Below are 19,356 nucleotides of genomic sequence, written 5' to 3' on the forward strand. Positions count from 1 at the left end.
GATGGTATTAATTGGTTTAGAAGTCACTTTTATCATTGACCAAGCTTATACTTTGAAGGATAAGCGCCGGATCGTCAAAAGTATGGTGGAGCGGGCCCAACAGCGAGAAAAGGTGACTGCTGCTGAAATTGCTGACTTAGACCTAGTCAACCAAGCGGTGGTCGCTTTTGGCCTAGTTTCTAATTCATACAGCAAGAGCCGGCAGCGCCTGCTGAACTATCTCGAAAAAATTGAAAGCTGGTATCCCATTGAAGTCATTCATACCGAATGGCTAGAAGCTTAAAAAGAAAAGGTATGCTAACAGACGGACTAGTCTTGAGTCCTGGTGTGGGCATACCTTTTTTATGTCTATTGGTTAAAATTTTCCAACTGACTTTGCACAAGTTCCCATTCCTTAAAGAGCTCTTCCTGTTGGGCTTGTGTGTCTTTAAGAGATTGGTCGAGTTGGTTTAATTCATAGTAATTTTGTAAAATATCAGGATCAGTCATTTTTTCCTGGATCTCTGCTATTTCTTCATCTAAGCCTTCAATACTTGCTTCAATTTTTTTGCTTTGTCGTTGGAGTTTTCTTTCTTCCTTTTGGCGTTCCTTACGATTTTGATAGGCTTGGGCGGACTGGCTGGGTGCTGACTTTTCTTCAGTAAGACTGGCTTGATTTTCTTTGTTTTCTTCTTCTAGCCGCGCTTCCTGCTCGGCTTTTTTATTGAGATAATAATCATAATCGCCCAGGTAGAGGGTGGAACCCTCTGGACTGATTTCAAGCACTTGGGTAGCAATCCGATTAATAAAGTAGCGGTCGTGGCTAACAAAGAGCAAGGTTCCATCATAGGCAATCAGGGCATTTTCGAGAATTTCCTTAGAATCAATATCCAAGTGGTTGGTCGGTTCGTCAAGGACTAAGAAATTATCATGGTTAAAGGAGAGTTTGGCTAGGGCAAGCCGGGCCTTCTCTCCTCCGCTCAACATAGCTACCGATTTTTCCACGTCTTGTCCGGAAAAGAGGAAAGACCCCAGGATGGTACGAATGTTTTCCTCGTTAATGGTCGGATGGTCATCCCAAAGTTCGTGGAGGACATCCTTATTGCTGTGGAGTTTGGCTAATTCTTGGTCATAGTAGCCAATGGTCACATTTGCCCCATAGTGAATTTCCCCTTTGATGGCGGGAATTTCTTGGATAATGGTTTTTAAGAGGGTAGATTTACCCACGCCGTTGGGTCCCACCACTGCAATAGCTTGTTGCTTTCTAATATCCATCTCAATCGGATAGGAAAGTAAGTGATCATCGTAACCAATGCCTAAGTGGTCGGCGGTAAGGACCACGTTACCACTGGCTTTGTCCGTTAGAAATTGAATATGGGGACTTTTTTCGTCCTGTTTAGGCTTTTCAATTTTGGGCATCTTTTCGAGTTGCTTACGCCGACTCTGGGCCATCTTGGTGGTCGAAGCTCGGACCAGGTTACGCGCTACATAGTCTTCTAACTTGGCAATTTTCTTTTGTTGCTTATCATAGGCCTTTTGCCAGCTTTCGAGGCGAACAGCCTTTTCTTTGAGGTAGAAGGAATAATTCCCCTTATAATATTCCATACTGTGTCCGGTCATTTCATAGGTCTCGTTGGTGACATGGTCTAGGAAATAACGGTCGTGGCTAACAATTAATAGGGCTCCAGGATAAGAAGGCAAGTAGTCTTCAAGCCATGTCAGGGTTTCAATGTCTAAGTGGTTGGTGGGTTCGTCGAGGATAAGAATATCGCGTTTTTCGAGGAGGACCTTGGCCAGGGCTAGCCGAGTCCGTTGACCACCAGATAATTGGTTGATGGGTTTGTCGTAATCTGACTCAGGAAATTGAAAGCCGTGGAGGACCATGCGAATCTCGGAATCATACCCATAGGCATTACTTTGGTTGACTTCTTCTTGTAATTGGTCATAGCGTTTGAGGGCCTCTTGGTAGGATGCTTCATCATGGGCATCGGCCAAGTCTTGAGCGGCTTGCTCAGCATGGTGGATGAGGGCGATGGATTCTTTAAAAACCGACCGCATTTCTTCATAAATTGTCCGTTGACTGTTTTCAATGGCGGCATGTTGGTCCATGTAGGCAATGGTCTTGCCCTTGGCCCGGGTGACTTGCCCTTGGTCAGGTTCTTCAATGCCCGCTAACATTTTAAGTAGGGTGGATTTACCGGTACCGTTTCGCCCGACTAAGGCAGTACGACTATTATCTTGGATGGTCATTTGGACATCTTGGAAAAGAATATCGGAGCCAAAACGTCGCATGAGTTTTGATCCTTGTAGTACAATCATTGGATCCTTTCCTCCTAAATCGTTTATTATTGTCTTCACTAGTGTATCATATTTTATCGGCAGATATTTTTTGACTTTGTGAACTTTCCCTTAGAAAAGGTCGGGGTTATTCACAAAGTTTTAAAATTAATAAAAATTAGCCGAAAAGATTTATGTGATTTTTCACAAAGTTCTTTTCATTTTATGATTTAGGTGATAAAATGTATTTGATATCTTGTGAAAAGGAGTGGAAACATGAAGGAAATTCCACGTGCAACGGCTAGGCGGTTACCGCTTTATTACCGTTACTTGCATAATTTTAAGAACATGGGTAAGACACGGATTTCTTCCAGTGAACTCAGTGACGCGATCAAAGTGGATAGTGCCACTATTCGTCGGGATTTCTCACATTTTGGTGCCCTAGGGAAGCGTGGTTATGGTTATGATGTTGAAGCTCTATTGGACTTCTTTAGTCGCCAACTCTACCAAGACCGCCTCACCACAGTGGCTTTAATCGGGGTCGGTAATTTAGGGAACGCCTTATTAAATTATAACTTTAAACGAACCAATAATATCCGGATTGGGGCGGCCTTTGATATTAATCCTGAGATTGTAGGAACCGTCCATAGTGGGGTACCGGTTTACCCAATGAGTGAATTAAAGGAACGGATTCAAGAAATGGAAATTCTGATTGCTATTATGACTGTTCCGGAAAAAGTCGCCCAAGATACCGTGAGTGAATTAGGTGAAGCCGGTATACAAGGCATCTTGAACTTTACTCCGGTGGTTTTAGATGTTCCTGAAGATATTCATGTCCAAAACGTCGATTTAGCCAATGAGCTGCAAACCCTGATTTACTATATCGGTAATCGCAATGGTAACAATAAAAAGAAAAATTCGTCGAACTAGCAAAAGTTAGCAGGACCTAACTTGAAGATTAGGTCTAACTTTTGTCAGTGATAAAGTCCTCTTAATTGAGGGCTTTTTTTCTTGTCATCAATAGTAAAAATCAAAGAATAAAGAGTTTAATCTAACTCAATTTCCTAACTTTAATGTCATATACTTTTTAAATGATATTTTATACTTTTAAAGTGATAAAAAGAAAAAAGGTCAAAAAAAGTCAACGAATTACTTGATTTATATCTGGAAATGTTTTACTATAAATAGTGTAAGTTAGCAGTCGGAGATGATGAGTGCTAACAAATCATTAAAAGTGTTATTAATTAGGTTATTAATTAGTATGTTAAATTTGGAGGGATATTTTAAATGTTAAAGCCGTTAAATGAACGTGTGATTATTCAAGTCCAAGAAGAGGAAGAAAAAACTGCTTCTGGCATCGTTTTACCATCTGCTGCTAAAGAAAAACCTCAAGTAGGTCAAGTGGTAGCTGTTGCTGATGCTACTGATGACTACACCCCTCAAGTTAAAGTGGGCGACCAAGTTATTTTTGAAAAATATGCAGTAAGCGAAATCCGCTATGAAGGGGAAGATTACCTCATCATTAAAGAAAAAGATTTAACTGCTGTAGTTGAATAATCATTGACTGAACTTCGACAATCAACATAAAAAATAATTGAATTCTCGATCATGCTTAGATTTAGAATAGGAGATAGATAGAATGGCCAAAGATATTAAATATTCAAGTGATGCAAGACAATCTTTAGTAGAAGGTATTGATAAATTAGCTAATACCGTGAAAGTGACCTTAGGACCTAAGGGACGTAACGTTGTCTTAGAACGTAGCTATGGCTCTCCATTAATCACCAATGATGGGGTGACCATTGCTAAAGACGTTGAATTAGAAGATCACTTTGAAAATATGGGAGCTAAATTAGTTTCTGAAGTCGCTTCTAAGACCAATGATGTTGCTGGTGACGGTACCACTACTGCTACCATCCTAACTCAAGCCCTCGTCCATGAAGGTTTCAAAAACGTGACAGCAGGGGCAAATCCTGTGGGCATTCGTCGTGGGATGGATCAAGCTATCCGCAAGGCAGTAGAAGCTTTGAAAGAAATTTCTGTTCCAGTGAATGCTAAAGAATCCATTGCTAACGTTGCGGCAATTTCTTCCGGCGACCAAGAAGTCGGTCAATTAATTGCTGACGCTATGGAAAAAGTAGGACAAGATGGTGTCATTACCATTGAAGAATCACAATCAATGGACACTGCCCTAGACGTTGTTGAAGGGATGCAATTTGACCGTGGTTACCTCTCCCAATACTTTGTAACCGACAATGACAAGATGGAAGCTGTTCTCGATGATCCTTACATCCTCCTCACTGATAAGAAGATTTCTAATATCCAAGATATCCTTCCATTATTAGAACAAATCGTACAACAAGGTAAATCTTTATTATTAGTGGCTGACGATGTTGAAGGGGAAGCTCTTCCTACCTTAGTCTTGAACAAGATTCGTGGGACTTTCAATGTAGTAGCTGTGAAGGCTCCAGGCTTTGGTGACCGTCGTAAAGAACAATTAGAAGACTTAGCTGTTCTTACTGGTGGGACAGTCATTACTGAAGACTTAGGTCTTGAATTGAAAGACACCAGCATTGATCAATTAGGTCAAGCTGCCCGCGTAACCATTACTAAAGACGATACCACCATTGTTGAAGGTAAGGGTAACAAGGAACAATTGGAACAACGTGTGGCTCATATCAGAAAACAAATTGAAGAAACTACTTCTGACTATGACCGCGAAAAATTACAAGAACGTCTGGCTAAATTAGCTGGCGGAGTTGCTGTTGTTCGTGTAGGTGCAGCCACCGAATCCGAACAAAAAGAACGTAAATTACGTATCGAAGATGCTTTAAACGCTACTCGTGCTGCGGTTGAAGAAGGTATCGTCGCTGGTGGTGGGACTGCCTTCATGAATATCCAAGACAAGGTGAAAGAAGTCGTTGACTCCTTAGAAGGTGACGAACAAACTGGTGCAGACATCGTGGTTCGTGCCCTCGAAACCCCACTACGTCAAATTGCTGAAAATGCTGGGCTAGAAGGTTCTGTCATTGTAGAACACATTCATGATAAAGACCAAGGTGTTGGTTACAACGCTGCTAGCGGTGAATGGGTAGACATGATTTCTGATGGTGTGGTTGACCCAACCAAGGTTTCACGTTCTGCTTTACAAAATGCAGGCTCAGTAGCTGGTTTGATTTTAACGACTGAAGCAGTAGTTGCTGACCATCCAGAAGAAAATGCAGGAAATGATGCAGCTGCAGGAGCAGGCGCACCAGGCATGTATTAATAAAAATGCTGAATAGAATAAAGACTTTAAAGAGCTTGGGTTGTCCCAAGCTCTTTTTATTAAAAAAGTAAGCTCAGCAAGGGAAAATTTCCTTAGTCAGAGCTTACTTTTTCTCTTTATACTTCTTTACCAAATATTATCTAAGATTAAGGTTTGAGTCCGATCAGGCCCAACGGATACCGTGGCAATAGGAGCCCCCACGATTTCACTGATGCGACGAACATAGGTCTTAGCATTTTCAGGGAGTTGGTCAAAGTCTTGGCAGCCAGTAATGTCTTCTTCCCAGCCAGGTAAACTTTCATAGATGGGTTGGCATTGAGCCAGGTAGCGCAAGTTAGCGGGGTAGGATTTGGATACTTGGCCATTAGGTGTTTGGTAACCCACACAGACCTTGATTTCATCCAGGCCAGTTAAGACGTCTAAACAGTTCAAGGAAAGCTTGGTTAAACCAGAAACCCGGCGAGCATGGGCAGTCACTACCCCGTCGAACCAACCTACCCGGCGGGGGCGTCCAGTAGTGGTACCATATTCATGGCCAACTTCACGGATGCGGTCCCCAATAGCATCATGCAATTCAGTTGGGAAGGGACCGTCACCTACCCGAGAGGTATAGGCCTTCATCACTCCGATAACCGTATTGATTTTGCTTGGGCCAATCCCACAACCGACTGTAGCACCACCGGCAATGGGGTTAGAGGAAGTTACGAAGGGATAGGTCCCGTGATCAATATCCAGTAAGACCCCTTGAGCCCCTTCAAAAAGAATATTTTTCCCTTGGTCATAGACGTCATTCATCAATAATGAAGTATCCGTGACATATTTTTTCAATTCTTGGCCATATGCCAGATATTCTTGGTAGATGGTGTCGTAGTCTAATGGTTCTTGGTCATATACCTTGGTTAGGAGTTCGTTCTTGACTTGAATTTGTACAGATAACCTTTCCGCGAAAGTTTCAGGGTCAATGAGGTCAGCCATCCGGATGCCATTACGGGCAATCTTATCCATATAGGCAGGGCCAATCCCCTTTTGGGTAGTACCGATCTTATTGTCGCCTTTACGTTCTTCATCCAAGCGGTCGATCAGTTGATGGTAGGGCAAGATCACTTGGGCCCGTTCAGAGATGCGGAGGTTTTCACAAGAGATTCCTGCTTGGCGCAAATAGGCCAATTCTTCAAGTAAAGATTTAGGGTTAACAACCACGCCATTTCCGATCACACTCAGCTTATCTTCTGAAAAAATTCCTGAGGGAACGAGGTGGAGCTTAAAAGTTTGCTGGTTGAATTGGATAGTGTGGCCAGCATTATCTCCGCCTTGGTAACGGGCAATAATATCGGCTTGGCTACTGAGGTAATCGGTGATTTTCCCTTTCCCTTCGTCGCCCCATTGAGTACCTACAACAACAACTGATGGCATATGACTTCTCCTTTATCTATTCGATCTTAATAATGTCTTCATCATGTTAGCTTGTGGCTTAACACCCAAAATATTATACCGCAATTTTTTTTGAAGAAAACCTTTTTTTAGGCCATGACCTTTTTAATCATAAAAAAAGTCCTTGCCTGCCCTAAAAAAATAGCATACATTTATAAAGTACAGAGTGCGACGGATGCACCAAAGATCGATAGAGCTACGCATACTATATCTGTAACTCGCTACGCTTCGAACAGCTATAGCAACTGGAGCTAAAGAGCAAAAATTCTTGAAAAGAATTTCTTGCACTTTAGTGAAGTGGAGATCGATCTGCATCTGGAGCACGTTTTTACAGAGTGCGACAAGCGCACTAAAGAGCAAGACCATTGGAAGAAAAAGGCGTAAAAATTCTCAGAGAGAATTTGTCGCCATTTTCTGAAATGGACGCTTGCTCTGCGCTTGGAGCATGTTTGGTAAGGATGTGAGGAAGGATCAGGGAGGGAGATTCCTTGGAGGAAAAGATGATAAGATCAGCTTGCTGATCGTTCAACTTTTCTGAAAGGACATCCCCTCACCCTTCCGAACTCAACTAACAGAGTGCGATAAAGAGCAAGACAGTCTAACTGTCAGAAAAGGAGTCAAAGCTGATGATTAATCGCTATACCCGTAAAGAAATGAGACAATTGTGGTCGGATGAGAACAAATATCAATCGTGGTTGGAAGTTGAAATTTTAGCTGTTGAAGCTTGGGCTGAATTAGGGGAGATTCCTAAAGAAGATGCCCAGGCTATTCGTCAAAAGGCCAGCTTTGATGTCGACCGTATTTTAGCCATTGAAGCTGAAACCAAGCATGATGTGGTGGCTTTTACCCGCTGTGTCTCAGAGTCTTTGGGTGAAGAGAAGAAATGGGTTCATTATGGGCTAACTTCTACTGATGTAGTGGATACGGCCTATGGCTACCAATTAAAGCAAGTCAATGACCTCCTCCGCCAAGACTTAGATGATTTCTTAGCGATTCTTAAAAAACAAGCTCTCAAATATAAAAATACCCTCTGCATGGGACGGACTCATGGGGTCCATGCTGAGCCAACAACTTTTGGTTTAAAAGTGGCCCGTTGGTATAGTGAATTTAAGCGTCATCGTGAGCGTTTTGAACATGCGGCTAAGGGCGTCGAAGCGGGAAAAATTTCTGGTGCAGTGGGGACTTTTGCTAATGTTCCCACCCAAGTGGAAGCCTATGTTTGTGAACATTTAGGGATTCGTGCCCAAGAGATTTCGACCCAGGTCTTGCCACGTGACTTGCATGCAGAATATATTGCAGTCTTAGCCCTAATTGCAACCGGAGTAGAAAATATGGCGACTGAAATCCGCCACTTACAAAAGTCAGAGGTCAGAGAAGTGGAAGAATACTTTGCTGCCGGACAAAAAGGTTCTAGCGCCATGCCCCATAAGCGCAACCCCATCGGTAGTGAGAATGTCACTGGGCTGGCCCGGGTGATCCGAGGACATGTAGTGACTGCTATGGAAGATGTCAGTCTCTGGCATGAACGGGATATTTCCCATTCTTCAGCCGAGCGGATTATTTTGCCCGATACCACCATCTTAGTGGACTATATCCTTCATCGTTTCGGTAATATCTTAGCTAATCTGACGATTTTTTCAGAAAACATGAAGCGTAATATGCAGGCCACTCACAATTTGATCTTCTCCCAACGGGTCTTATTAAAATTAATTGATGCCGGTCTTTCCCGGGAGGCAGCCTATGATTTAGTCCAACCCCTAACCGCTAAGTCTTGGGACCAGGGCCTTGATTTTAAAGCTTTAGTCGAAAATAATGAAAAGATTCGTCAGTACCTTGACCAAGCAGCTATTGATGATGCCTTTGATCCGGCTTATCACTTGCGCCGAGTGGATGAAATTTATGCGCGTTTGGGATTAGCTTAGTGGGTTATTTTTAAATGATCTCTTTTCCCTTCTCCAGTTATCCTCTAATATGCTATTGAAAACGTTTACTATTTATAAGCAATATGAGATGATAGGTTTATATCAAATCTTAAATAGACTTAATGGAGGTAGGCTTATGCATATTACAAAAGATCACTATGTATTCTCTATGGACAAAAACCATGAACCCATTGCTAAGGTAGCAAGTGGCCAGCGTTTACAGGTTGATGTCTGGGATTGCTTCAAGGGCAGTGTCCAGGATGAAAAGGACTTAATTTCTGGGATTGATTTTAATGAAATTAACCCAGCAACTGGTCCAATTTATGTGGAGGGTGCTCAACCAGGCAATGTACTGAAAGTGACCATTCACAGCATTGATTTAGATCCCCAAGGAGCCATTATGACTTCTCCAGGACTCAATAAATATTTCTCTAAGGAAATTACTGAAGAAGAGACAGCTATTTGTAAGGTCAGTGAAGACCAGAAGACCTTTGACTATTATGGAGCCACCTTCCCGGTTCATAAAATGATTGGTGTGATCGGGACGGCACCGAAGAACGAAGCGGTAGCTACCGGTTTACCCGACTTACATGGCGGAAATATGGATAACAATCAGATTACCGAAGGCTCTGTCGTTTACCTGCCTGTGGAAGTTGAAGGAGCACTTCTGGCTTTAGGTGACATGCATGCCGCCATGGGTGATGGCGAGATTTGGGGCAGTGGCGTTGAGATTGGCGGCTCGGTTGACTTAACCGTTGAAGTCCTCGACTCCTTCCCTTGCCCAACACCTTTTGTGGAAACTGACCAAGCCTATTATTCTTATGGGGTCGGCGAAGACTTTGAAACGGCGGTTGTTCAAGCTAATGACCGGATGGCAGAATTTCTCATGGCTCAAACCGGCTTATCCTATAATAAGGTCGGCATGTTCATGACCTTTGCCGCTCATTTAGAATCTTGTCAGATTGTTAACCCCAATATTTCCATGCGCGTTCGGGTCGACAAGGCTAGTTATGAAAAATTAAAAGATGTTAAAGAGTAAGCCTAAGTAAAAAAGGAGTTGCAGTGAGCAACTCCTTTTTAATTCGGCCTTCTTTAGGCATTTTCGAAGGTACCGTATTTAATGATTTCTTTGTTTTTAATCATTATTTCTGACATGGCAATCACGGTATCGATGGATAAACTGTCTTCATCTAAGAGTAGGATATCTGCGTCCCGTCCCACTTCTAAACGTCCCTTATGGTCAAGTTTTAGGATACGGGCAACGTTAGAGGTGACTGCTGGGAGGGCCTTTTCAAGGGCAATATTTTCTCTCTGAACAGCTTCTTGAATACCGACCAAGAGTGACTTAGCACTTCCCACACCAATACGGAGGAAGTTGCCTTCTTCATCGAAGCGGGGAAGGCTTCCTTGGCCATCAGAACTCATGGTAATGCAGGATTCATCTAAACCTTGGTCGAGGACCTGCTTGAGAATGGTCCTAAAAGGAATTTCCCCATCTTTTTCATAGGTCATATCGGGGTCTTCACTTCCGGTAATATCGAAAGTCCCGCCGCGCTTGGCAAAGGCAATGGCTTCGTCAACTAGTTCCTGGCTCCGGCCACAGTGGGTCGGTAGGAAGGTGGTGACCGGAATATCGGTTTCATCTAAGGCCTTAAAGAGGAATTCTAGTCGGCCCTTGTTGGGCCCCACATGGCAGTTGACCACGCCGGCCTTACCCGCCAGTAAACCCCCAGTCCGGGTATCAGCTGCTGCGTGGGCAAATTGTTCAAAGGTCGGGGCCCCATTGCGGTGGTCGGAAATGGCGATTTCACCAATGCCAATCACCTTGTCAATAGCCATAATGTCTTTGATGATGGATCCGGTGAGGGTGGTTGCCGGTAGACGGTAGTTTCCTACATAGATATAGGTGGAAATTCCCTCGGCTTCTAAGCCCCGCGCCTTGGCTAATAGGGCCATTTCATCACGGGCGACCCCATCCGTTCCTAGTAAGCCACAGGCAGTAGTGACCCCAGCCGTGGTTAGTTGACTCAACTGGACTTCTGGTGTTCGGTTCTGAAAACCATTCTCACCACCGCCTCCTAGGAGGTGGAAGTGGCTATCAATGAAACCAGGGGTAGCGATTTTGCCTTGACCGTCGATCACTTCAATGTCGATCGCATTGCTATCAATAGTGATGTGGTCCTCAATGGCAATAATTTTGGAACTATCTATTAAGATATCTTTAACCCCTAAATTTTCAGGGGCGTAAACAGTGACTTGTTTGATTAATTTCATACTTTCCCAACTTTCTAACTGTAACCGATACTAATGGCAATAATAATGGCAATGCTCCCTAAAACAAAGAGGAAACCCTGCATTTTAATTTGGAACTTAGCCCAATCTGCCCAATCGATCCGAGCGACTGCCAAGCAACCCACCAGGCTGGCAGAAACTGGAGTAAAGGCATCCACAAAACCGGAGCCTAATTGGAAGGCTAAGACGGCAACTTGACGGCTAACCCCGATAATATCCGCCAGTGGAGCCATAATTGGCATGGTGAGGGCGGCTTGACCAGAGTTGGAGGTCACCACAAGGTTGAAAAGTGATTGGAAGATGTACATGAACCAAGCACCTAGGACGTTAGGAATACCAGAAAGGAGGTTACCGACGCCGTAGAGAATGGTATTTAATGCGGAGAAGGTTCCCGCGTCTGACCCGCCTAAGACCAGTAAGATTCCCTTGGCCATCCCCACAACCACAGCGGTAGGCGCCAGGTCAGAGACCCCATCTTTAAAGGCGAAGGCAATATCGTTAACAGTCATGTCATCAATTCTAAAGATGAGGGCGGTAATTCCTGACACTAAGCCCATAACAAAGAATTGGGAAGCTAATTCAGGAATAGAAAAGCCTTGGTTCATCACGCCCCAAACAATCCATACCAGGCCCAGTAACATCTCTAATAGGATGAGTTTGTGGCCTAGGGTAAATTCATGGCTGACATCCTCTTGTTTAGCTAAATCGGTCCGGAAGTAGGCGTCCGATTCATAGGAAGGGGATAGTTGTGGTGCCTTGCGAACCCGCTTCGCGTAGACCATGGTAAATCCGCAGGAGAGGGTGGTAATAATCACCCACATGACAATCCGGAAGCCAGCCCCTGACAAGGCCGGAAGCCCAGCGATCCCTTGAGCAATGGCAATAGAGAAGGGACTCATCCAGGAACAAGCGTTACCAATCTGTGAAGCAGCAAAGGTAACGGTCACGGCCGTGATGGAGTCATAGCCTAGGGCAATCATAAAGGGAGCAATAATCATTACAAAGGGAATGACCTGTTCAGAGGCCCCAAAGGTTGCTCCGGCAAAGGAAAAGAGGAAGAAGAGCAGGGGAATGGCCAAGTGTTCCATGCCTTTAGCGCTATTGACAAAGGCATAGATACCGGCATCGATTGCCCCAGTCCGCATAATAATTCCAAAAGCCCCCCCAACCACTAAGAGGAGGGCAACAATCCCAATGGCAGAACCATAGCGGTCTCCGGTGACAATCCCTTCAAAGATATAGTTTAACACCCCGAAGCCATAGTGGTCCTGGGTTCCCCATAGGCCAGCGGTTTTATTTAAATTTTTACTGGTGTCGTAGATACTATCTCCATACATGGCATAGAGTTCGGATTCTTCTAAGTCGATTTCTTCTAACTGCCCCAGGGTCAAGGGCTCTGACTTTTCGAGAAGCTTGGATAAATCCTCCTGGTCAACTTCTAGTTCTTGCAATTTAGCGGGTTCTTGGACCAGGTCTTCCAAGTTGCCCCTTAAAACATCTTCCTTTAAGGGATGCATGTAACGGAAGGAATCTTGTTGGAGAACGGTTCGGGTTTGGGTTTCCCCATTGGCTCCTTCATATTCCAAAACTTCGGTGGTATATTTACCAGCCGGAACGATGAATGTTAGTAACCAGGCCACGAGAACAATACCAAAAATAATGACGTAAGTATGTGGCGTCTGGAAACGCTGTTTTTTCTCAGCGGTTTCATTCATTTTTCTCACTCCTTATTTTATATTTATAAGGTTATTGTACCATGATAGCGCTTTAGGTGATATGTCTGAAAATGAAATTCCTTTTAATAAATGAATAAATCCAGTACGGCAATTTCTTCTTGCTTGAGTCTCTTGGGATTTTTTTAGATAATAGAAACGAGGTGATGATTATGGAGAACTATCGGAATTTTATCAATGGAGAATGGATAGCATCGTCAAGTCAAGAATTAATGCCAGTCATTAATCCGGCGACAGAAGAAGTCATCAATCATGTACAAAAAAGTAATCAGGAGGATGTTGACCAAGCAGTGGCGGCGGCTAAGGCAGCTTTTCCTGATTGGAATGCCTTAAGTGTGGACCAACGTTTAAACTATTTAGAGAAAGTTTATGATGGCTTGAAGAAATATGCCGACCTTTTAGTTAAGACCACGGTCTTAGAACTAGGGGCTTCTGTCAATTTTGCTAAGGATAATCATATTCCTATGGCCATCAAAGAGATGCGTGAATATATGGATTCGGCCAAAGACTTTGACTTTGAAGAAGAAATCGATGGGGCACGGGTTATTAAGGAAGGCTTCGGCGTGGTGGCTTGCATCACTCCTTGGAATTACCCACTCAATCAAATTCAGCGGAAGGTCACCCCAGCCCTCATTGCCGGAAATACAGTAGTGGTTAAACCGGCTTCCAATACGCCCTTGACCGCCTTGGTCTATGCCAAAGTTTTTGAGGAAGCTGATCTTCCTCATGGCGTCTTTAACTTAGTCACTGGTTCCGGGAGTGAAGTCGGTGACTACCTGGCGGGGCACCCTGATGTGGCCGTGATTTCCTTTACGGGTTCTACTGAAGTCGGCCGAGGCCTCTATGAAAAGGCTGCGCCAAACATTAAGAAATTAATTCTTGAATTAGGTGGCAAGTCGGTTATGCTCTACTTAGCCGGTGGGGATAAGGACTTAGCGGTTAAAAAGTCCATGGATTCGATTTTAAACAACCAGGGGCAAACCTGTTCCGCCTTTACCCGCTTATTAGTGCCTGAAGCTGAACTGGAAGAATTTAAGGAATTGATTGAAGCTTATTACCAAGACCACGTTAAAATCGGTATGCCTGGCGACGGCGAAACCATGGTAGGGCCGATGGTATCGGCTCAACAAAAAGAAACCGTCCTTGACTATATTCAAAAGGGTATTGATGAAGGCGCTGAGCTTTTCTTAGGTGGTCAAGATATCGACCACAGTGGTTTCTATGTCCAACCTACAGTCTTTACCCAGGTTGATAATCAAATGACCATTGCCCAAGAAGAAATTTTTGGTCCGGTTTTATGTGTATTGACCTATAAGGATGAAGAAGAGGCTCTTGCTATCGCTAATGACTCGGCTTATGGTCTATCCGGTTATGTGGTTGGGCCTAAGGAGAAAGCGGTAGCCATGGCTGAACAATTGCGGACAGGAAATGTCTTCGTTAACCATGCTTCTGGGTCTTCCAGGGCACCATTTGGTGGCTATAAAGAGTCCGGTCTCGGTCGGGAAAAAGGGCCTTACGGAATTGCCGACTACTTAGAAATTAAGACGATCTTTGCCTAAGGGCTTGCTTCTTTTTCATTTTAGGATTAAACTTTAGGAAAAAATAAAAATAAAGATTGACAATAAATAAATGTCCTTTATAATAACATTAATTTATGAAATCGATGAAGCAAATAAGTAATTAACTCATTCCTGCAAAGCGAGGAACGTTTGGTGCAAGGTTCCCAGGATGACTAATGAAACGTCTTGCTGAGATAGTTAGTCGAAGTTTTGAGATTAACTCGCAGATGTCTGCGTTACCAAACAGAGTTGTCAATAGTTAGTAAGCTATTCGCAAATTAGAGTGGTACCGTGGAAGAAGTCCGCCTCTTAGGAGGTGGGCTTTTTTTGTTGTTTATGAGCCATTCATTGATTGAAGTGATGTTTAGTTATTATAAAGGGAGGTATTTATATGTATCAATGCAAGAAAATGTTTAGTGCGCTGTGTTTGTTTGCTTTGACTCTTTTAATCTTACTTAGTCCAAGCAGTGTTTACGCAGAGGAAAACGAGGGCAAGCAAGTTGCCCATGACGATCAACTACTTCAGGAAATTAAGGACCGCGGCGTACTTCGCTTTGGTACAGCGAGTGGCTATGCTCCCTTTGAGTTTACCGTCTTAGAAAATGGCCAAAACCGCCTAGTAGGGACGGACGTTTTCCTCGCCCAAAAAATTGCTGACGATCTTGGGGTGAAATTAGAAATTGTCGATATGGAATTTGGCTCTCTGATTCCAGCCATGGAGACCGGGTCTGTTGATATGATTATTTCTGGGATGTCCTATACCGAAGAGCGGGATAAAAAAGTGGATTTCTCTGATGTCTATCAGTCCGACCAGCAATATTTTGTGATTAGAAAGCAAGACCAAGATAAAATTAAAGATGTTTCTTACTTTGACCAAGGTGGCAAGATTGGGGTTTCCGATAATACCCTCCAAGATACCTTGGTGACCGAACGGGTTACCAGTGCTGAAAAAGTAGCCATGCGGAAGTCGGCTGATGCTGTCGCTGCCCTAATGGCTAACCAGGTGGATGCCGTGCTCCTCGATGAATCGGTAGCCAAGGCCTTTGCTGCTGAACATGGGGAACTTTTAGCTATTCCTTCTGGTTTAGATGTAAGCTCGGATGGTAAGTCGGTGGCTATCCCTAATAACCAACCCACCTTCTTAGCAGAAATTAATAAAACGGTGAATGCCTGTGTAGAATCGGGACAAATGGATCAATGGATGGAAGAATCCTATGACTTGATCCGGCAAAGTCAAAAGTCGAACTGGTTGAGCTACTGGCCTTACTTCTATGATGGGATAAAAGTCACCCTGTTGATTTCAGTAGTGGCCATTTTAGCTGGGATTATTTTGGGCTTGATCATCGTCTTGATGAGAATTTCAAACTTACCCGTCCTGCCTCAGCTGGCTAGTGCCTATGTTGAGTTTGTTCGGGGAACCCCTTTAATGGTTCAAGTTCTCTTTGTTTTCTTGAGTGTCGGAGCTTTGTTCTCCTTATCTTCCCTGCTATCAGGGATTATCGCAGTTTCCCTAAACGCTGCGGCCTATATTTCAGAAATATTTAGGGGCGGGATTCTTTCCGTCGACCGGGGGCAAGTAGAAGCTGCTCGTTCCTTGGGACTCAATTACTGGACCACCATGAAGAAGGTCGTCTTCCCGCAATCCTTACGTCCAGTCTGGCCGTCTTTAGTGAATGAAGCGGCGACCTTAATTAAGGATTCTTCCATTGTTTCTACGATTGGGGTAGCGGAATTAACCTTTCAAACCCGGGCGGTTACCAGCTTAACCTATCAGGGGACGATTCCTCTATTTATCTCGATGTGTTGTTACTTTGTCCTTACTTTTGTGACTTCGATGGCTTTACGTTTATATGAGAATAAGATGCAAGCGAAAGTATAAAGTCGATAAGAAACGCTTGAAAACAAAAATTTTAGAAAAGGTTGTGTTAAAATGGCACTTTGGTCCAATACTTATCATCAAGCCATGGCTGAGTCAGCCTACCAGTTAAATCAATCCTTGGCTATTGACTTGCGGTTGCTTCCTGCAGATCTTGAGGCTAGCCAAGCCCATGCCAAAATGTTAGGTCAACAAGGGATTATTGCTAAAGAAGAAGCGGAAGCTTTAGTAGCAAGTCTAGGGGATATGCAAAAAGAATATGCCCAAGGAGAACTCACTATTGATCCTAATTCAGAAGATATTCATAGTTTTATTGAAAGTGAACTCACCAAACGCTTAGGTGATATCGGTAAGAAAGTCCATACTGGACGGAGCCGTAATGACCAAGTCGCCACAGCCATGAAAATTTATGCGCGCACAGCGGTTGATGAATTATTAGATCAATTGGACCAAGTGGTAGAGGCCTTTTGCCAGGAAGCAGGCCAACACCTAGAAACCATCATGCCTGGCTACACCCACTTGCAAAGAGCCCAAGCGGTTACTTATGGTCATTACTTGATGGCCTATGTGGAAATGTTTATGCGTGACTACGAGCGTTTGATGGATGCTCAAAAACGGATTAATCATTCCATGCCTCTAGGAGCAGGGGCCTTAGCGACAACCACCTTTCCATTGGACCGGCAGCTGACTGCCGATCTATTAGGTTTTGATGCCTATGCCGGCAACAGTATCGATGCGGTTTCCGACCGTGACTACAGTATTGAATTACTGAGTGCCTTGGCCTTGATTAGTATGCACCTGAGCCGGTATAGTGAAGAAATGATCTTATGGGCCAGCCAAGAGTTCCAATTGATTGTAGTGGATGACCGCTTTTCTACGGGGTCATCGATTATGCCTCAGAAGAAGAACTTGGATATCCATGAATTAATGCGGGGCAAGGCTGGCCGGGTCTATGGGGACTTAATGGCAGTCTTGACTATTATGAAGGGGATTCCCCTTGCCTATGATAAGGACTTACAAGAAGAAAAGGAAAGACTCTTCGATGCCATTGACACCGTTCAAGCCTTGCTGAACCTCTTACCAGCAATCTTGGATGCTACCCATCCTCAGGTGGAAAACATGTACCAAGCCGCGGGTAAGGGTTACTTAAATGCTACTGACTGCGCCGACTACCTGAGCGCTAAGGGCTTACCCTTCCGTGATGCTTATCGCCAAGTTGGGGATATTTTAAAGTATTGTCATGAAACGGATAAAACTTTAGAGGAACTCTCCTTAGAAGAGTACCAATCCTTTAATGATTTATTTGAAGCTGATATCTACCAAGCCATTGATTTGAAACATGGGGTTTATGCCCGTCAGGTGGCTGGTGGACCAGCTCCAGACCAGGTCAAAGAACATATTGCCCAAGTGAAAGAACGTCTGAAAAACTATCAAAATAAGAGAAAAGAAGGGAAGAAGAAAAAATGTCATTGATGAAGAAATTGAGTCATTGCTTTTTAGCTGTTTTACTGATGCTAACGACCCTATCCGGTCTCTTAGCCCCACAAGTCTATGGGGAGGAAGACCAGGGCCAGACCCCTAGCGAGAATTCACTCCTCCAAAGCATAAAAGACCGTGGTGAACTTCGAATGGGGGTTAGTCCTGACTACCCACCTTTTGAATTTATTACCATGAAAGACGGCCAACAAACCGTGGCCGGAGCGGATATTGAATTAGGGCAAAAAATTGCCGATGACCTCGGGGTTAAATTAAATGTTGTGACTATGGAATTCTCTAGTCTCCTATCTTCCATGGAAGCGGGGAATATCGATATTATCATTTCTGGGATGGGTTATACTGAAGAAAGAGCCAAGTCGGTTGACTTCTCTGATGGTTACCAAAATGATGAACAAGCCATTATTATCCGTAAAGACGATGCCGAAAAGATCCATGATAAAGATTCCTTCACCCCAGATATGACGATAGGTTTCCAACAAGGATCGATTCAAGAAGGCTTAGCTAATGAACAAATGGCTCATGTGGGTAAGCACGCTATGCAACAACTCCCAGATTTAATCTCTGCCTTACTGACAGGGCAAATTGATGGGGTTATTATTGACTCTGGTGTGGGTGGTGCCCACGTTCGGGCCCATGAAGATGCCTTAGAAATGATCAATGGCCACTTTAAATTAGAAGACGATAATTCTAAACGAGTAGTTATGCCCAAAAACCAACCTGACCTACAAGCCGCTATCAACCAAAGTGTCCAAGAAGTTAAAGACCAAGGTCTGATGGACCAATGGCTAGATGAATCTTATGATTTGATTATTAGTGAAGGTCAAGAACAAGCTGAACAAGGGGTCGACTGGTTATCCTATTGGCCTTATTACTGGAACGGCATTAAAATGACCCTGCTGATTTCAGCGGTCAGTGTGGTCTTTGGCTTAACCCTAGGGGCTATCTTAGCTGTTATGCGGCTGACTGAGAACAAAATTTTATCCGGTATTGCTATGGCCTATGTTGAATTCATTCGGGGGACGCCTTTAATGATCCAAGTCCTCTTTATGTTCTTAGGAATCGGTGGATTATTTAACGTACCTGCTCTACTTTCAGCCTTGATTGCGGTGTCCTTAAACTCGGGGGCTTATATTAGTGAGATTATCCGTGGGGGGATCCAAGCGGTTGATAAGGGGCAAACTGAAGCGGCACGTTCACTCGGTTTAGACCGCTTAACCACCTTGAAGAAGGTTATCTTCCCACAATCCTTACGGTCAATCTGGCCAGCCTTGGGGAATGAATTTGTGACCTTGATCAAGGAGTCATCCATTGTATCGACTATCGGTATTGCTGAATTAACCTTCCAAACCCGGGCGGTTACCAGCATCACTTACCAAGGGATTATTCCTCTCTTGATTTCCATGGTCATTTACTTTATCTTGACCTTTACCTTAACCAAGTTCTTGAACCGTTGGGAAAAACAAATGAATGCCAAATATGCTTAGTTTGGCTGAATAATATCTATGTAAAAAAGCCACTTACT

The 19,356-nt window shown here is 43.8% G+C and carries 14 protein-coding genes and 1 other annotated feature; of the genes, 10 read left to right on the plus strand and 4 right to left on the minus strand.

Annotated features, from left to right (window positions below; genetic code table 11):
• Position 1 precedes the first annotated feature (1 nt).
• On the plus strand, positions 2 to 283 hold the full coding sequence (locus tag AWM73_RS00895; RefSeq protein ID WP_060777652.1) for a DUF503 domain-containing protein: 282 nt from the start codon (positions 2 to 4) through the stop codon (positions 281 to 283).
• Between the two features lie 65 nt (positions 284 to 348).
• Here AWM73_RS00895 and AWM73_RS00900 read toward each other — a convergent pair whose 3' ends face one another.
• The gene (locus AWM73_RS00900) at positions 349 to 2,298 is read right to left on the minus strand and encodes an ABC-F family ATP-binding cassette domain-containing protein (protein WP_060777653.1); all 1,950 of its coding nucleotides are present in this window, start codon (positions 2,296 to 2,298) and stop codon (positions 349 to 351) included.
• Between the two features lie 234 nt (positions 2,299 to 2,532).
• Between AWM73_RS00900 and AWM73_RS00905 the strand changes: the two genes are divergently transcribed.
• From AWM73_RS00905 to groL, 3 genes are all read left to right on the plus strand, one after another.
• A complete protein-coding gene (locus AWM73_RS00905) occupies positions 2,533 to 3,186 on the plus strand; it encodes a redox-sensing transcriptional repressor Rex (RefSeq protein WP_060777654.1) in 654 nt (217 codons plus the stop codon).
• A 357-nt stretch (positions 3,187 to 3,543) separates the two neighbouring features.
• Entirely contained in the window at positions 3,544 to 3,813 is a 270-nt protein-coding gene (locus tag AWM73_RS00910; RefSeq protein ID WP_013668958.1) for a co-chaperone GroES, read from the plus strand.
• 82 nt (positions 3,814 to 3,895) lie between these two features.
• Positions 3,896 to 5,524 carry a chaperonin GroEL gene (groL, locus tag AWM73_RS00915; protein WP_013668604.1) on the plus strand — a complete coding sequence of 543 codons (1,629 nt, stop codon included), beginning with the start codon at positions 3,896 to 3,898 and terminating at the stop codon, positions 5,522 to 5,524.
• Positions 5,525 to 5,650: 126 nt separating this feature from the next.
• On the opposite strand, the gene AWM73_RS00920 is transcribed toward groL, so the two are convergent.
• Positions 5,651 to 6,937, minus strand: coding sequence for an adenylosuccinate synthase (locus AWM73_RS00920; protein WP_060777655.1), 1,287 nt, complete (start codon positions 6,935 to 6,937; stop codon positions 5,651 to 5,653).
• 644 nt (positions 6,938 to 7,581) lie between these two features.
• Between AWM73_RS00920 and purB the strand changes: the two genes are divergently transcribed.
• Complete coding sequence (purB, locus tag AWM73_RS00925; RefSeq protein WP_060777656.1) at positions 7,582 to 8,877, plus strand: adenylosuccinate lyase; 1,296 nt, start codon at positions 7,582 to 7,584, stop codon at positions 8,875 to 8,877.
• A 136-nt stretch (positions 8,878 to 9,013) separates the two neighbouring features.
• Positions 9,014 to 9,916, plus strand: a complete 903-nt coding sequence (locus AWM73_RS00930) for an acetamidase/formamidase family protein (RefSeq protein WP_060777657.1) — start codon at positions 9,014 to 9,016, stop codon at positions 9,914 to 9,916.
• 53 nt (positions 9,917 to 9,969) lie between these two features.
• Here AWM73_RS00930 and iadA read toward each other — a convergent pair whose 3' ends face one another.
• Positions 9,970 to 11,151, minus strand: coding sequence for a beta-aspartyl-peptidase (iadA, locus tag AWM73_RS00935; protein ID WP_060777658.1), 1,182 nt, complete (start codon positions 11,149 to 11,151; stop codon positions 9,970 to 9,972).
• Positions 11,152 to 11,165: 14 nt separating this feature from the next.
• A complete protein-coding gene (yfcC, locus tag AWM73_RS00940; RefSeq protein ID WP_060777659.1) occupies positions 11,166 to 12,893 on the minus strand; it encodes a putative basic amino acid antiporter YfcC in 1,728 nt (575 codons plus the stop codon).
• Positions 12,894 to 13,054: 161 nt separating this feature from the next.
• Here yfcC and AWM73_RS00945 point away from each other — a divergent pair, with 161 nt between their 5' ends.
• The 4 genes from AWM73_RS00945 (at position 13,055) to AWM73_RS00960 (ending at position 19,318) form a co-directional block, all read left to right on the plus strand.
• Positions 13,055 to 14,461 (plus strand): aldehyde dehydrogenase family protein, encoded by a 1,407-nt coding sequence (locus AWM73_RS00945; protein ID WP_060777660.1) that lies wholly within the window; start codon positions 13,055 to 13,057, stop codon positions 14,459 to 14,461.
• Between the two features lie 95 nt (positions 14,462 to 14,556).
• Positions 14,557 to 14,774 (plus strand) — a binding site (T-box leader).
• Between the two features lie 78 nt (positions 14,775 to 14,852).
• Positions 14,853 to 16,340 (plus strand): ABC transporter substrate-binding protein/permease, encoded by a 1,488-nt coding sequence (locus tag AWM73_RS00950; protein ID WP_060777661.1) that lies wholly within the window; start codon positions 14,853 to 14,855, stop codon positions 16,338 to 16,340.
• A 51-nt stretch (positions 16,341 to 16,391) separates the two neighbouring features.
• Positions 16,392 to 17,810: an argininosuccinate lyase gene (gene argH / locus AWM73_RS00955; protein ID WP_060777662.1), complete on the plus strand. Its 1,419-nt coding sequence runs from the start codon at positions 16,392 to 16,394 to the stop codon at positions 17,808 to 17,810.
• Positions 17,801 to 19,318 (plus strand): ABC transporter substrate-binding protein/permease, encoded by a 1,518-nt coding sequence (locus AWM73_RS00960; protein WP_060777663.1) that lies wholly within the window; start codon positions 17,801 to 17,803, stop codon positions 19,316 to 19,318. The genes argH and AWM73_RS00960 overlap by 10 nt, the downstream gene beginning before the upstream one ends.
• Positions 19,319 to 19,356: the final 38 nt, after the last annotated feature.

It is taken from the genome of Aerococcus urinae (genome assembly GCF_001543175.1).
GTDB classification, from domain to species: Bacteria; Bacillota; Bacilli; order Lactobacillales; family Aerococcaceae; genus Aerococcus; species Aerococcus urinae.